Here is a 15,510-nt window from a genome sequence, read left to right as displayed (position 1 = left end):
AAGAGTATCCTCATGCTGTAGCATTCACAGGATACTCTTTTTTTGATTATTTCCTCTTGATTAACTACCAATATTTTGGATTATACATAAGAACGACTATACCCACCGTGACTACCGTTGCTAGAACTACAAAAGTGTAGTATCTCGGTTTATTTTTTGGACTTGGAGCTTGCTCATCATAATGATCGGAGTTGCGGCGATATGAACCCATCCACAGATCGCTCATCATATGGCCAACCACTTTCACTAGACGTTTGATCCAATCCATTATTAATCCCCCTTCCACAATCAATATTATTCCATATTAAGTATAATTAACCTTCTATAATCAAACAAGTCTTTCATCTTAGGCCTGGTGCTGTTTGCTGTTCCAACTGTGTCAAAATATGAAAGGCTTCCTGATTGTTGCTGCCGCACATCGCTTCCTCAGCCTGCAATCCACTACATACTGCCGGGCGGCTGGCCTGACCGAATATACCGCAGCGATTATCGTCCGTCAGTTGGATACATCGCACTCCAGCAGGTTTGCCTTCAGGCATGCCGGGAATCGGTGATGATATGGATATGGCAATACAACATGCTGCACATCCCGTCCTGCATTCCATGATGTTTCCTCCTTCATTTGCCTCATATAGCATTCTGTTACCTTGAGCGATTTACCCATGTCCATGTTCGCGCTAACCCTTGGGCGATTCTGCGGTTCATGTGCTCACTGGTAAAATATCCTCCGTGGCTCAGTGGATTCCAGCTTGTAGCTGGTCCACCGACACGCACCTCAATATCCTCCTTCACAGCGGCCGCATATGCCGGGTCAATGGGACGTAATGGATAACCTAATATATCGTTGCTTTCATAAAAATTAACCCACTCCCCTTCCAGATGTGGAAAGTAATGCGTGGCCTGCGGCGCAGGCACCCGAATGGGACGGCTGAAATTATCGTAGCGCAAACTCCATAGCGGCAATGTTGTGCCAAAAGAGTAAAAATTGGTCAGCGTATCTCCCCGCTCCAAAGCCGAATTCACATCCACTATTTCCGGTATTCGGTTGGATGACGGATACTGCAGATCATAGAAAAAGTTGCTTGCAATGACAGCTCCGAGACTATGAGCGACGACACAAAGCGGAGCTTCCGGCCCATTGCGCTGTGCGAGAACGTGCATGGCCTGATTCAGCGTCCGGTGCACGGCATCATAATGATGTCCTTGGTTCTCTACAGGTTGATAAGCCACCGCATCGGCGAGATAATGAATGACAAAACGGCGCAATGCCTGATAGTGCAGTCCTGGTGAACGAACCAACTGTTGAAACAAAGCCTCTTCCCGCTCCTCGAACACGTCCGCCCAGAAGACAGGTTCAATATCCAGCATCTGTTTCGCGGCGCCTGGCAGCACCATGACACGTTCCATTTCTTTGCTCAAGCAAGCGATCAGCTTGTCAGCATAATCCTCTTTTTGCATACCCAGTCCATGAATGACCATCACCGCTACCCGAGTCATGGCTCTCCTCCTTATCATTTGACTAGGAACACGCCTTGTACACCCACTGTATGAACTGCTTTTTCTCCGTATGACTGACATTCAACTGAAGCGCCAAACGAGTGCACTTCGACTCATTATCAAAAATTGTAATTACTTGATGGCATAACTATTTTATCATGATGACTATAGAAAATCACACCTGTAAACGCCAAAAGAAGCTGCAGGTTTCACAGCTCCTTTTGACTACTACCAGATATGAATTTATCCTTTCAGATGAATCCTGAGAACGCCGCTCTGACTTGAAGTGACATCTCCTGTCACCGTTTCAACCCGTTCAACCATATCCTGACCATCCGGGATAATAATAGGCGTAATGAGTGGATAACCGGCATTTTCGATAACGTTACGGTCAAATTCAAGCAGCTTCTCTCCGGCTCTCACGCGATCACCCGTGTCTACATACATAGAGAAACCTTCTCCTTTAAGGGATACCGTATTAATGCCGACATGAATCAACACTTGAAGTCCGCTCGCGTGTTCCAATATAACCGCATGTTTGCTTTTAATGACATGTGCCACTTTTGCGTCAAATGGGGCAACCACTTGATTCCCCGAAGGTTCAATTGCGATACCTTCACCCATTTGTTTCTCGGCAAACGCCGGGTCAGGAACTTGCTCCAGCGGCACCGCTTTACCCGTCAATGGCGCCATGACTTCGAGTGTTTTTGCAGATGCATTTCCAGGCTTCGCTGTACTACGATTGCGCTCAGCCATCTCTGTTCCTGCTGCTGTCTCGGCAGATGTGATCCCTGAAGCGGACCCTCCGTTCGCCGTAAGTTGATCTTCTTTTCTCAACTTCGCCCGTCCAAACACAACGGTCAACAGGAACGGCACCACCAGAACGATGGCCATACCGATAAAGAAGACACCCCATTTATCCGGGAAAATGGACAGGAATCCAGGCACACCGCCTACACCGATGGACGTGGCCTGAACATTATTCATCGTAAGCAGTACACCACCGATAGCGGAACCGACCATACCGAAGATAAACGGATAACGGTAACGGATATTCACCCCAAAGATGGCCGGTTCGGTCACTCCGAGGAAAGCAGATACGGATGAGGTAGCCGCAAGCCCTCTCATTTTCTTTTCACGTAACACAAGCATCATCGCAAGTGCTGCCGAACCCTGCGCAATATTGGACAAAGCCAGCATCGGCCACAAGAAGGTGCCACCTTGGCTACCAATTAGCTGTACGTCTACGGCAAGGAACGTATGGTGCATACCGGTAATAACGAGTAACGCATACAGACCACCGTAGATCAGACCACCCAGCGCTGCATACGAATCATAGATGTAAATCAAACCGGATGTGATGGCGTTTGCAATTGCAAATGTAACCGGTCCAATAATCGTAAATGCCAGAAATCCGGTAACCAGCAATGTCACAGGAGCTACGACCAGCAATTTGATGGAATCATGCACCCTTTTATTCAGGAAAATTTCCATCTTGGCAAGTAGATACGCCGATACCAATACGGGCAATACCTGACCCTGATAACCGATCTTCTCAATCTCCCAGCCAAACAAATTCCAGGTCGGAACCGTGCCTTTGTTTACCGCATCAGCGTAACCATATGCACTCAGCAGATCGGGATGTACCAGAATCAGACCCAGCACAATCCCGAGCAACGGACTGCCGCCGAATCGGGTCACCGCTGACCAACCGATCAAAGCGGGCAGGAATGTAAAAGCAGTGCTTGCTATGGTGTTAATGATGGAGGCAAGGTCTTTCCATGCCGGGTACACATCCACTAATGATTTTCCATCAAAGAAAATACCAGGACCTGTCAAAATGTTGTTAATCCCGAGTAGTAGACCTGCTGTAATAATTGCTGGCAAGATCGGAATGAAAATGTCCGAGAGCATTTTGATGGCACGTTGCAACGGATTTTGCTTTTTACCCGCGGCCGCCTTAACATCATCTTTCGAAGAGCGTTCGCCTCCGGTAATCTGAATCATCTCTTCATAAACTTTATCCACCAGACCTGGACCGATGACGACCTGGAATTGACCTTGGGAGGAGAACTGCCCTTTGACCAGATCATTCTGATCGAGAAGCTCTGTATCCACTTTGTCCTCATCATATAGAGCAAACCGTAGCCGTGTCACACAGTGTGTCGCCGCTTCAATGTTGTCTTTGCCGCCGACCGCCCGGACGATCTCTTCGACCTGTTTTTTATCGATTGCCATAGTGTCACTTCCTATTTATAAAATGGACTTCATTCTGTTACTGCTGGATTAACCACATATAAGAAGCATACGGACTGAGCGTGATTTGCTGCTTCAGCTCAGGTTTTGAATCGGTATTACTGACAAGTAGTTCAGGTGATTTACCTGCAATATGATTGTTCCAGACCGCTTCAGGAACTTGAAATGCTGTATTCTGTTTGCGGAAGTTGGACACTACGATTAATGTCTCATTGCCGTTGGTACGTGCGTATGCAAATACTTCAGGGTGGGCATCATCCAACCGTTCATACAAACCGTCAGTCAGTACATTCACCTCTTTACGCAGAGCGATTAGCTTCCGGTAATGATGATAGATGGAATCCGGGTCAGCCATCTGCTCTTCCACATGAATGGACGGATATCTCTCATCCACCTTGATCCAAGGTGTTCCGGTTGTAAATCCAGCATTAGCTGTACCGTCCCACTGCATCGGTGTTCGGGAATTATCCCGGGACCGCTCCTTCACAATCCGGAAAGCCTCTTCGGCCGTTTTGCCCCGCTCTTCCTGCAACAAACGATACATATTCGTGGACTCAATGTCGCGGAACTCGCTGATGTCATTCCAAACAGGGTTAGGCATACCAATCTCTTCGCCCTGATAGACATAAGGCGTTCCTTGTAATCCATGTAAAGTCGTCGCCAGCATTTTGGCACTCTCCACGCGATAATCCCCATCATCCGCAAAACGGGATAACGCACGCGGTTGATCATGGTTGTTCAGGAACAGTGCATTCCATCCGCCACCAGCCTGCATTCCGGCCTGCCACTCACTGAATAGTTGCTTCAAGGATTCAAAGTCGTATGGCATGAGCTCCCATTTCTGCCCATCCGGATAATCCACTTTCAAGTGATGGAAGTTAAAGGTCATCGAGAATTCTCTGGAAGCCGGATTGGAATAACGAATACAGTGCTCAAGCGTAGTCGAGGACATCTCCCCTACCGTCACCATGTTATAGGGTCCAAATACCTCATCGTACATTTCTGTAATATATTCGTGCACACGCGGCCCATCCGTGTAATACTTGCGTCCATCGCCCGGTGACACGCTACCATCGTCGTCCGGGAAACGCTGGTCTTTGGAGATGAGGTTAATGACGTCCATCCGGAATCCATCGACTCCTTTTTCAGCCCAGAACTTGATCATATCGCGTACAGCCTTGCGCACTTCTTCATTTTCCCAGTTCAAGTCTGCCTGCGTTCGATCAAACAACGTTAGATAATATTGTCCGGTCTGCTCATCATACTGCCAGGCTGGCCCGCCAAATTTGGATTGCCAGTTGTTGGGTACACCACCGTCCGGCGCGGGGTCTCTCCAAATGTAATAATCCCGATAAGGATTGTCCTTCGATGAGCGAGACTGTTTGAACCATTCATGATCGGTTGAGGAGTGATTCACTACAATGTCAATCATCAGCTTCATGTCACGCGCTTTCAACTCGGCAAGCAATTCATCGAAATCTTCCATTGTTCCAAAGTCGGGGTTAATGCGGTAATAGTCTGCTACGTCATACCCGTTATCCCGCTGCGGGGATACGTATACGGGTTGCAACCAAACAATGTCGATCCCCAAGTGCCGCAAATAATCCAGCTTCTCGGTTAACCCCCGAATGTCGCCCGTTCCCGATCCAGTTGTATCATTGAAACTCTTCGGATATACCTGATATACCGTTGATTTCTTCCACCACGTGGACGGCTCCTTATTTTTTGAACTCATGTTAACGCCTCCAATATGTTGTATTGCCCTCATCTAACCCACCTGTTAGCTTCTTCATCTATATTACATAAGTAAACATGTATATACAAGTTGAAACGAAAATTTGGTTGATGTACCTCTTCTACAACTTCCCCATAAATAGTTACTCTGTAACAACTAATTTTGAACTCACGTTTCGTAAATCCACTGATAGCAGTCTTTATTCACGAGAATGAGAACGCAAAAAAAGACGATACGGATCAACTCCGCTTCGTCTTTTTGTTTGAATATGTGAACATCGTTACAGTGAAATGGACTCACCAGGGGCCAGCACACGACCCTCTAATCCTTTGGAAGCCAGTTGCTCTACAAAATGCTCCGCATCCTGACGAATCGCAGGGAAGGTATCGTAATGAACGGGAATCGTCAATTTGGCGTTAAACCATTCCGCTGCCTGCAATGCATCTTCAGGCCCCATCGTATAATGTCCACCAATAGGCAGGAATGCAACATCGATTTGATGCCGATCCCCAATCATCTTCATATCGCCGAACAGGCTTGTGTCGCCAGCATGTAGAACCGTTTTACCACCGATATCAATGATAAATCCCGCAGGCAAACCTGCATACATAATGCGCTGTTCCTCTTCCAGCACAATACCGGACGTATGGAATGCCTGAATCATTTTCGCTTTGGCAAATTCCAGATCCACCGTACCGCCCATATTCATGCCAAGGGTATCCAGCCCCTTCCACGACATATATGTAGCCAATTCCACAATCGCCACCACTTTGGCATTATTGGCTTTGGCAATCGGTTCCGCATCCAGAATGTGATCCATGTGCGCATGTGTCAACAGGACAACATCCGTCTTGATGTCCTCTGGTTTAGTTACCGCTAACTCATTGCCACGCAAAAACGGATCAATCATGAGTGATTTATTTTCTGTGCCCAGTTGTACACTGGAGTGTCCGTGGTACGTAATATTCAACAATTCATATTCCTCCTGACATTAATATAAGTTGTCCTCTCCGTTGCTGTGTGAACAAAAAACTCGACTTATATTTTTAGATTATTATAATTCAGAAAGCTTTGCGAGCGCAAAACTGTCATCCTTGTTACGTTCGTCAGCTAGCTATGCATATTAATCACTTCCATACGCTGCTTGCGCATTGCTTACTCGCCGCTTGTACGCTTTTTGCAATACACCCTTGCTTCATAAGGCTGGAGCAAGATAGCTCCTTCATCCGTAGAATAACGTCTGCTCACGTTGCCGATCATTAATTTGCAGTCTTCTGCATTCCAGCCTTCCGGCCATGCCATCTCTGGTTCATTTGCACTGAAATTCATCAGAATCAACCATTGTTCATCATCACGTGTACGTGTGTACGCATAAATCTCCGGGTCACCCGGCAAAAGCAGTTCATACGAGCCATAGATTAACACATGATTTTGCTTGCGCAATGTGATTAATTTTCGGTAATAATGCAGAATGGAATGTGGGTCCGTCTCCGCATCCGCCACATTGATGTCCTTATAATTGCTGTTCACTTCAATCCAAGGATTACCTGCCGTAAAACCGGCATGCTCGGATTCATCCCATTGCATCGGTGTACGTGCATTATCGCGGCTTTTCAGCCAGATCGCCTCCATCACCTCATGCTTGGATTTCCCTTGCCCGATATAGTGATTGTAATAATTTTTAGTTTCGATGTCCCGGTATCGGTCAATGTCAGGGAACGCTACGTTGGTCATGCCAATCTCTTCTCCCTGATAGATGTACGGCGTGCCTTCCAGCGTTAACATCCAGGTTGCCAGCATCTGTGCAGAACGCACACGGTATTTTCCGTCATCTCCAAAACGGGACACAGGTCGCGGCTGATCATGATTGCCCATATAGTTGGCGTTCCAGCCCCGCCCGTGCAGCACCGTCTGCCAGCGGCTCATGATTTCTTTTAGCTCTGTCAGCTTCCACGGTTTGTAATTCCATTTCCCTATACCAGAGGATTCAGCATCCACAAACATGTGCTCAAACTGAAACACCATATTCAATTCATCCCGATCCGTACCTACATAAGCTAGAGCCTGCTCAGGCCCAAGCCCGGAGGTTTCACCCACCGTCATCGGGCCGTATGGCTTCAGTATCATCTGATTCAACTTGCGGAGGATGGAATGTACCTGCTCCAGATTGGAAAACAGCTCATATGCCTGCACCACAGGCAGGTTGTTCGGGTTATGTGCATTTGGCAAGCCATCGGCTTTGGCAATATGGGCAACTGCGTCAAAGCGGAAGCCATCCACCCCTTTTTCCAGCCACCAATGCACCATTTCGTACATTTCTTCAGCCATCTCCGGATTATTCCAGTTCAGATCGGGTTGATGCTCAGAGTATAGATGCATGTAATATTCGTTCGTTTCCGGATCATGCTTCCATACCGAACCCCCGAAATAAGACTCCCAGTTGTTCGGCACCTGCCCGTTTTTACCGGAACGCCAGATGTAGTAGTCACGCCTTGCATTGGTTTTGGAGGAACGGGACTCCGCAAACCAGGCATGTTCATCCGAAGTATGATTCAGCACAAGATCCATCATGATCTTGAGCCCACGCTTATGCGCTTCGGCAAGTAGCCGGTCAAAGTCCTCCATCGTCCCGTATTTTCGTAAAATCGCGTAGTAATCTCGGATATCATATCCGTTATCATGACCTGGGGAATCATAGATGGGACACAGCCAGATGACATCCACGCCGAGTTTTTGCAAATAATCAAGCTTTTCATAAATCCCCTGCAAATCGCCATATCCGTCTCCGTCGCTGTCCTTGAAGCTACTTGGATAAATCTGATATACTACGCTTTCCTTCCACCAAACGATAACACCCACCTCGCTTTCTTCTCTTGTGAAGCAATTCACCCGTTAATATGTTTTATCCGAAAAGAAACCCTTATAAACACCTGAACTCAGGTTTTATACAAAAAGACAAAAGACCCGAAACCGCAATCGCAGCACGCGATCAGCTTCGAGTCTTTCTTGACCTTGTTTTCCCGCCAAATAACCAGTAAGGTCTATTTTATCGGGATGTAGATCTTCATGTCTAACCGCTCAGGTGTTGATTTCCACACATCGGTCACTTCAAAGTCCGGCCCCTCCCGGCGCTCATACTTGGAAGCTGGCAGCCAGCTTCCGTAGATCATTTTGCGCACATCCTGCTCTGAGCCTTCGGTTGTAAACTCGGCATACAGCCCGCCTGGAATCTCTAGATAGGTATATCCGGGTTCTAAGGAATCACCGCTTCCTGAGCTCTCTTCGCCAACGATAAATGAAAATGCCCCATCCTCCTGAAAATGAGCCGCAACACCATACGCCATATCAGGGCGAATTCGCTCTGGAATGTTCATAAACTTCTGCTCACGCCCAAATTCATGATAGAATCCGGGAATCTCTGTATAATGTTGCTCTGAATTCAGGTTGGTCTTATATTCATATCCAATGATCCGGATCGGCTCCAGCGTCACCATGCGTGGCGGATTCATATGGAACGCGGTGCCAAGCTTTAAACGATATTCATTAAAATCAATACGTTGTTGCATGAATTCCTCTGTTAAAGCCTCCTGCTCCAGCTTGCGAAACCGCGCCGGTGTGATACCAAAGTGCGTATCGAAAGCGCGGGTAAAGGCTTCCTGCGAATGATAACCATAGCTAAGCGCAATCTCAAGTACACCCTGCGCCGTGTTTCTCAAAGTCGAAGCAGCCTCCGTTAGTCTTCGTCTGCGCAAGTATTCCAGAACAGTAAAACCTGTAATCGCCTGAAACAAACGTTGAAAATGAAATGCCGAAAAACTGGCCGCCGCCGATACATCCTTCATGTTGAAAGGCTCCTGCAGATGCTTCTCCAGATGCTCGATGGCAAGCTGAATACGTGCATAGTGATCCATATGTCCCGTCTCCTATTCATTTGCGTGATATGTAGTCTACTTTGTCTTCCGTGCTGGTTTGTTGCTTCCCTAAGTATGACTGAAATGCCCCAGCATTTTTTGATGCTGAATGCGAACTTAGGGCATTCATAACAAAAATCTCTTGTTCCTGTCCGCAGCCCTGCAGCGAACTTCCCACTGCCAGGCGCAGACATCAAACAAGAGAGAGTGAACTTCCCTTTGTAAAGCTAATTTAAAAGCTAATTTATCAGTTCTATTTTTTTAAACATGCTTCTTCTCTACACTAACCATTCCAGTGCCCGGACACAGGATGAATACCCCATATATCGGTTGCATACTCACTGATTGTCCGGTCACTGGAGAATATGCCTGAGTGTGCTGTGTTAAGCACAGCCTTGCGAGTCCAATCCGAAATATCACGATATGCTTGATCAATCGCTACATGTGCGTCAGCATACGCTGCAAAATCCCGTAATACAAAATATTCATCCCCATGTGCGAGCAAAGAGTCATAAATATCCCAGAACTCCCCATCCCGATAACAGAATGCCCCCGGATGCACCAATTGCTCCACGACTTCACGAATACGTTCATCCTGATCCACGATTTCGTTCGGACGGTAGTTACCGTTCCGATAATATTCCAGCACTTCGTCGGCACGCAAGCCATAGATGAACATATTCTCTTCACCGACCTGCTCTGCCATCTCCACGTTTGCCCCATCCATCGTGCCAATCGTCAGTGCGCCATTCATCATAAATTTCATATTACCTGTACCCGAGGCTTCTTTCCCCGCTGTCGAGATCTGTTCACTGACATCTGCCGCAGGGATAATTTTCTCGGCAAGCGAGACAGAATAGTTCTCCAGGAAAAAGACCTTCAACCGGTCATTTACCGCTGCATCGCGATTCACGGTATCTGACACCGTATTGATCAGTTTGATGATCTTCTTGGCAAAATAGTAACTTGGCGCGGCCTTTGCTCCAAAAATAAACGTGCGCGGCACCATATCAAACGACGCATCGCTTTTCAACTTGTTATACAGATGCATTACATGCAGAATGTTCAGGAGCTGTCTTTTGTACCCATGCAGCCTTTTCACCTGCACGTCAAACACGGAATCCGGGTCAACGGGTACACCCGTGTGATCCAGGATGTAGGACGCCAGACGGTTTTTGTTATCTCGTTTGATTGCACGAAATTGCTCCTGGAACGCGGATTGATCGGCGTAATCAGCCAGTTGCTCCAGTTTGCCTGGTTCCGTGATCCATTCATTGCCGATCGTCTCTGTAATAAGATTCGACAGCTTCGGGTTGGCGTGCATTAACCAGCGACGGTGTGTAATACCATTGGTTTTATTGTTAAAACGTTCAGGGTACAGGGCATAAAACGGCGCCATCTCCCGCTCTTTCAATATCTCCGTGTGCAGTGCAGCCACACCATTGACACTATGACTTCCTACGATGGCAAGGTGTGCCATGCGAACTTGATCATTCGCAATAATCGCCATGTGCTCGATACGTTCGCCATCACCCGGATAATGATCCAAGAGCAACCCGCAGAAACGTTTATTAATCTCTTCAATAATCATATAAATACGTGGCAGTAGCTTGCTGACCATGGATACAGGCCATTTTTCCAGCGCTTCGCTTAGTGTCGTGTGATTGGTATAAGATACCGTGCGGGTAGTAATATCCCACGCTTCATCCCAGCCGTAGCCTTTATCATCCATTAGAATTCGCATCAGTTCGGGAATGACCAGCGTAGGATGGGTGTCATTGATATGAAAGGCCACTTTGTCCGGCAGGCGGTCATAAGACAGTCCCAGCTTGCTAAATGTACGTAGCGCACTCTGCACTCCTGCGGAACACATAAAATACTGCTGCTTCAAACGTAGCAACTTGCCTTCGTATTGGGAATCATCCGGGTACAGGAATTCCGAGATCGACTCCACGGAACGGCTGTAATCCAGATATCCGTAATAGTTCGATGGGGTGTCCAATGACGTCTCCCGTTTCGGCTCTGCACTCCATAACCGTAATGTGTTCACATGGGACTGGCCATAACCGATAACGGGCACATCATACGGTACGGCAACAACCGATTCAGCATCCTTTGTCACGAAATGGTAATGTCCATCCTGCTCATAGGCTTCAACCCGGCCCCAGAACTGAACTTCCACCTTTTTGTCTGGACGGCGAACTTCCCATTCATTGCCCTTATCCAGCCAGTTATCAGGTAATTCTACCTGATTACCATTAATAATTTTTTGTTCGAACAGACCGTATTTATAGCGGATACCACATCCATGTCCCGCATAGCCAAGTGAGGCCAAGGAGTCCAGGAAACAGGCAGCAAGCCTTCCGAGTCCTCCATTGCCTAGCCCTGCATCTGCTTCCTGTTCTTCAATACATTCCAGTGAAAAGCCAAGTTCCGCCAGACTGTCACGAACCAGTTCCAGCTCATTTACATTCAGCAGATTGTTACCAAGCAGACGTCCAATCAGAAACTCCAGCGAGAAGTAATACACCTGTTTATCCTGACGCTGCTTGAATCCCTGATTCGAGGCTGCCCAGTCCTGACCCACATATTCCCGAATCATACTGCCGAGCACATGGTACACATCTTCCTTGGTAGCTTCTTCAATTGGTTTGCCCAGTTTGCTGACGAGATTCCGTTGAAAGATTGATTTGAACGTTTCTTTGTTGTCAAACAAAAGTAGGTTCCTCCCGGTGAAATCCTGCGGGTAGGGGCGGTTCGTGACTAGTTCGAAGGCATGCGGTTACACCTTTTAAAGCTGGACGTTGGAGCCGAGCACCCGTTTCAGTCACGAATCATTCTTTCGATCGCTGTTGTCTCTTCCATTTCCTGATCACCTTTTACAAGGTTGAAATGGAGAGACAAAGGCGAACGCTTCGCTTCTCCAGAATTGATTTCGTTCCCTCCACTACGTCTGCACCAACATAGCAACTTTGACGGTGGCACTTCATGCGTTCAAACAGACACGAACCTGAAAACTTACCCGCAGGATTTTATTTTTTTATATATAGTTATGGATGATATCGGATAGATTTCGGTTTTAAATAATAGTGCTTTTGGCTAAAATATACGGGTTCGACGGGGCACCAATTAACGTCTGCCCGCCGGTCAGTTTGACGTCTTTATCCAAAATGACATTCTCCAGTACAGTCCCCTCGCCAATGTAACATTTCTGCATAATGATCGAACCCTTAATCTTCGCACCCTTAGCCACATGCACACCCCGGAACAGGATGCTGTCCTGCACTTCACCGCCTACGATGCAGCCATTGGCAAGCAAGGAATGTTTGACATCCGCCGATTCCAGATATTTGGCGGGGGCTTCGTATTTGATTTTGGTTTGCACGGGATCTTCTTTGAACAACTGTTCATATTGTCCTGTATTCAGCAGATCCATGCTATTTCGGTAATAGCTGTCAATCGAGTTAATTACGGCATGATATCCTTCGTAGGCATAAGCCGCAATCTTCAATCCACTCGGGTTTTTCAGGATGGCGTCACGGAAGAAATGAGTCTCCCCATGTTCAATGCAGCGCTGCACCTGTTTAAGGAAAAGTTCTTTTTCCATGATGAAAATCTCCGTATATATATTCGTATGGTCAGCACATTGGTGAATGTCCACCACATTGCCATCTTCATCATGATCGACTTTGACGCAGGATTCATGCTCAGGCAGCACTTGGTCTACTTTTTTGCAAACCAGCGTGACGTCAGCTCCCTTACGGATATGATACTGGTATACATCCTGAAGATCGGCCTTGGTCACATGGCGGCTGCCTGCGTGCACAACGTATTGCCCGGCGCCTCTGTGGAAGAAATCCAGATTGTTGTGAAAATGTTGCAAATCTCCCTGCGACGTGTCCGTTGGATCGTTCCAATCCGGAGGAAGAATAAACATACCGCCATGTTTGCGGTCCAAATCCCAAGGCTTACCGTCACCCAGATGATCCATCAGCGAACGGTATTTGCGGCGAACAAAGACACCAATGCTCTCAATACCCGCATTCATCATATTAGACAGGACAAAATCAATCAGACGATAACGCCCGGCATAAGGTACCGCGGCTCCGCAGCGAAAGTACGTCAATTCCTTCAATTCTTCCAGTTCATGGTCAAGGTTAATAACTCCAATTAGTGATTTCATGCCGCGCACCGTCCTTTGCCAACATTTTGGTCAATCAATTTGCTATGCCTTGACGCAATTGTCTTTCCAATTCTTCCTGATCTACCAGTAAGATGTCACTCTCGTCTTCAGGCGCGGGGGCAATCTGGGTTCCATCCGGAATGACTAAGCCTTCGGCGATAATAGCGTTGTGAATGGACACATTACGACCAATTTTGACCCGTGGCATAACAACGGAATCGACTACTGCACTGTTCTCTCCCACCTCAGTTCCATAGAACAGGACGGAATGATTCACCTCACCGTGCACGATGCTGCCCTCACTGATGATGCAATTGCGCACCTTGGCGGCAGGCGATATATATTGAGCAGGCTGGTTCGGGTTACGCGTGAAAATGCGCCAGTTGGGATCATTCAGATTCAGGGGTGTCTCCTCGTCCAGCAGATCCATATTGGATTCCCACAGACTGCGGATAGTTCCAACGTCTTTCCAGTATCCTTGGAACGGGTAAGCAACTAAAGATTTGTCATTTTCAAGCAACAACGGAATGATGTCTTTACCAAAATCGTAGGAGGTGGATGCCTGCTGTTCGTCCTGAATCAGGAAACGTTTCAGCACATCCCATTTGAAGAGATAGATGCCCATGGAAGCAAGTGTGCTTCGGGGCTGTGAAGGTTTTTCTTCGAACTCATAAATGCTGTAGTCTTCATTCGTATTCAAAATGCCAAAGCGGCTCGCTTCTTCCAGCGGCACGTCAATCACGGAAATGGTGCAATCGGCATCTTTTTCCTTGTGATACTGGAGCATCTTGTCGTAGTCCATCTTATAGATATGATCACCGGATAGAATCAGCACATGTTCGGGATCAAATTGTTCAATAAAGTTCAGGTTACGGTAAATCGCGTCAGCAGTCCCACGGTACCAGTTACTTCCATCTTCCCGTTCATGGGGAGGAAGCACATAAACCCCGCCATTTTTACGATCCAGGTCCCAGTCACTGCCAATACCGATGTAGGAATGCAGTACAAGTGGTTCATATTGGGTCAACACGCCCACGGTATCAATACCTGAATTCGAGCAATTGCTCAGTGGAAAATCAATAATGCGGTAGGTTCCCCCAAAATAAACAGCGGGTTTTGCCAGTGATTTCGTCAATCCCTTTAATCGTTTCCCCTGCCCTCCGGCGAGCAGCATCGCTACAACCTCTTTTTTTGCCATCATTACAGCCTCCTCCACGTGCATTCATTCTGATTCATTTCAGAGCCCATAATCGATATTCTGTTGTGAAAATACGACTGTCTTGATTAGGAGCATGCTGTACAGATGTGTAACGGAATAAAGACATCATTCATATGTAACCGGACGTCTTTCGTTAGATGATCACTGGAATGTTGATGCGGATCGAATTAATGATCCAGTTTGGTTCGAATTTCTTTTCAAATGCAAATAATGCGACGATGATGGTGTGTTTTAATGCCTGTAGATGGTGTTGGTGTTGCAGAGCATGTTGATTGTGTAGAAAATGACTTGGCTTGCATTGTAGACTGTGCTAATGATGGGTAATGAAAAATGAGCTTATTACCCATTAAACAGGAATTCGATCGGGGAATCTTGCGGTAACAGCAAATTTGAAAAAAAATCAGGGCATCGCTGGTTTGAACCTTACGCGCTCCTGTAACGCCGCTGTTATTTTAATCTATTCGATAGACACGAATTAAAATCCTCTTGGTAATAATATGGTAAACAGCGGGTGATCTGAACCTTTTATCCTATGGTACTAATAAAGAGGGTCTTATGAATCAGAAATGGGCGATTTTTTTGTAAATTTTTAGAGGAATATAATAGAAATGTGTCGAATGAATAAGAGTAGTATGAAAGGAGAAGCAAGTTTCATTTTCAGTAATGAACTGAGAATTACATACTAATAACTATAAATTATTTGGAGGTT

11 protein-coding genes are annotated in these 15,510 nt (G+C 46.8%); all 11 read right to left on the bottom strand.

The window, feature by feature from the left end; all coding sequences use genetic code 11:
• Positions 1–64: 64 nt before the first annotated feature.
• Positions 65–268, bottom strand: a complete 204-nt coding sequence (locus tag MHI38_RS00055; protein WP_090920643.1) for a hypothetical protein — start codon at positions 266–268, stop codon at positions 65–67.
• 73 nt (positions 269–341) lie between these two features.
• Positions 342–605, bottom strand: a complete 264-nt coding sequence (locus MHI38_RS00050; RefSeq protein WP_154886185.1) for a YkgJ family cysteine cluster protein — start codon at positions 603–605, stop codon at positions 342–344.
• A 37-nt stretch (positions 606–642) separates the two neighbouring features.
• Positions 643–1,497: a chemotaxis protein gene (locus MHI38_RS00045; protein ID WP_154886186.1), complete on the bottom strand. Its 855-nt coding sequence runs from the start codon at positions 1,495–1,497 to the stop codon at positions 643–645.
• 243 nt (positions 1,498–1,740) lie between these two features.
• Entirely contained in the window at positions 1,741–3,735 is a 1,995-nt protein-coding gene (gene treP / locus MHI38_RS00040) for a PTS system trehalose-specific EIIBC component (RefSeq protein ID WP_341180766.1), read from the bottom strand.
• 37 nt (positions 3,736–3,772) lie between these two features.
• A complete protein-coding gene (gene treC, locus MHI38_RS00035; RefSeq protein ID WP_154886187.1) occupies positions 3,773–5,488 on the bottom strand; it encodes an alpha,alpha-phosphotrehalase in 1,716 nt (571 codons plus the stop codon).
• 280 nt (positions 5,489–5,768) lie between these two features.
• Positions 5,769–6,461 carry a metal-dependent hydrolase gene (locus tag MHI38_RS00030; protein WP_154886188.1) on the bottom strand — a complete coding sequence of 231 codons (693 nt, stop codon included), beginning with the start codon at positions 6,459–6,461 and terminating at the stop codon, positions 5,769–5,771.
• 182 nt (positions 6,462–6,643) lie between these two features.
• On the bottom strand, positions 6,644–8,347 hold the full coding sequence (locus tag MHI38_RS00025; protein WP_154886189.1) for a glycoside hydrolase family 13 protein: 1,704 nt from the start codon (positions 8,345–8,347) through the stop codon (positions 6,644–6,646).
• A 182-nt stretch (positions 8,348–8,529) separates the two neighbouring features.
• Positions 8,530–9,399: an effector binding domain-containing protein gene (locus MHI38_RS00020; RefSeq protein ID WP_154958798.1), complete on the bottom strand. Its 870-nt coding sequence runs from the start codon at positions 9,397–9,399 to the stop codon at positions 8,530–8,532.
• Between the two features lie 283 nt (positions 9,400–9,682).
• A complete protein-coding gene (locus MHI38_RS00015; RefSeq protein WP_154984221.1) occupies positions 9,683–12,115 on the bottom strand; it encodes a glycogen/starch/alpha-glucan family phosphorylase in 2,433 nt (810 codons plus the stop codon).
• A 363-nt stretch (positions 12,116–12,478) separates the two neighbouring features.
• A complete protein-coding gene (glgD, locus tag MHI38_RS00010) occupies positions 12,479–13,582 on the bottom strand; it encodes a glucose-1-phosphate adenylyltransferase subunit GlgD (protein WP_154984222.1) in 1,104 nt (367 codons plus the stop codon).
• 34 nt (positions 13,583–13,616) lie between these two features.
• Positions 13,617–14,780 carry a glucose-1-phosphate adenylyltransferase gene (locus MHI38_RS00005; RefSeq protein ID WP_154984223.1) on the bottom strand — a complete coding sequence of 388 codons (1,164 nt, stop codon included), beginning with the start codon at positions 14,778–14,780 and terminating at the stop codon, positions 13,617–13,619.
• Between the last annotated feature and the right edge of the window lie 730 nt (positions 14,781–15,510).

Origin of the sequence: Paenibacillus sp. FSL K6-1558 (assembly GCF_038002565.1) — a bacterium.
Taxonomy (GTDB): Bacteria; Bacillota; Bacilli; order Paenibacillales; family Paenibacillaceae; genus Paenibacillus; species Paenibacillus polysaccharolyticus.
Note: the sequence above shows the minus strand (reverse complement) of the source record. Positions and strands in the feature narration are given on the sequence as shown.

What these genes read in the sequence shown, in the direction of transcription:
- MHI38_RS00005 (WP_154984223.1), bottom strand. Translation starts at nt 14,780, where the DNA reads ATGGCAAAAAAAGAGGTTGTAGCGATGCTGCTCGCCGGAGGGCAGGGG.
- MHI38_RS00050 (WP_154886185.1), bottom strand. Translation starts at nt 605, where the DNA reads ATGGAATGCAGGACGGGATGTGCAGCATGTTGTATTGCCATATCCATA.
- MHI38_RS00055 (WP_090920643.1), bottom strand. Translation starts at nt 268, where the DNA reads ATGGATTGGATCAAACGTCTAGTGAAAGTGGTTGGCCATATGATGAGC.
- MHI38_RS00020 (WP_154958798.1), bottom strand. Translation starts at nt 9,399, where the DNA reads ATGGATCACTATGCACGTATTCAGCTTGCCATCGAGCATCTGGAGAAG.
- treC (WP_154886187.1), bottom strand. Translation starts at nt 5,488, where the DNA reads ATGAGTTCAAAAAATAAGGAGCCGTCCACGTGGTGGAAGAAATCAACG.
- MHI38_RS00045 (WP_154886186.1), bottom strand. Translation starts at nt 1,497, where the DNA reads ATGACTCGGGTAGCGGTGATGGTCATTCATGGACTGGGTATGCAAAAA.
- glgD (WP_154984222.1), bottom strand. Translation starts at nt 13,582, where the DNA reads ATGAAATCACTAATTGGAGTTATTAACCTTGACCATGAACTGGAAGAA.
- treP (WP_341180766.1), bottom strand. Translation starts at nt 3,735, where the DNA reads ATGGCAATCGATAAAAAACAGGTCGAAGAGATCGTCCGGGCGGTCGGC.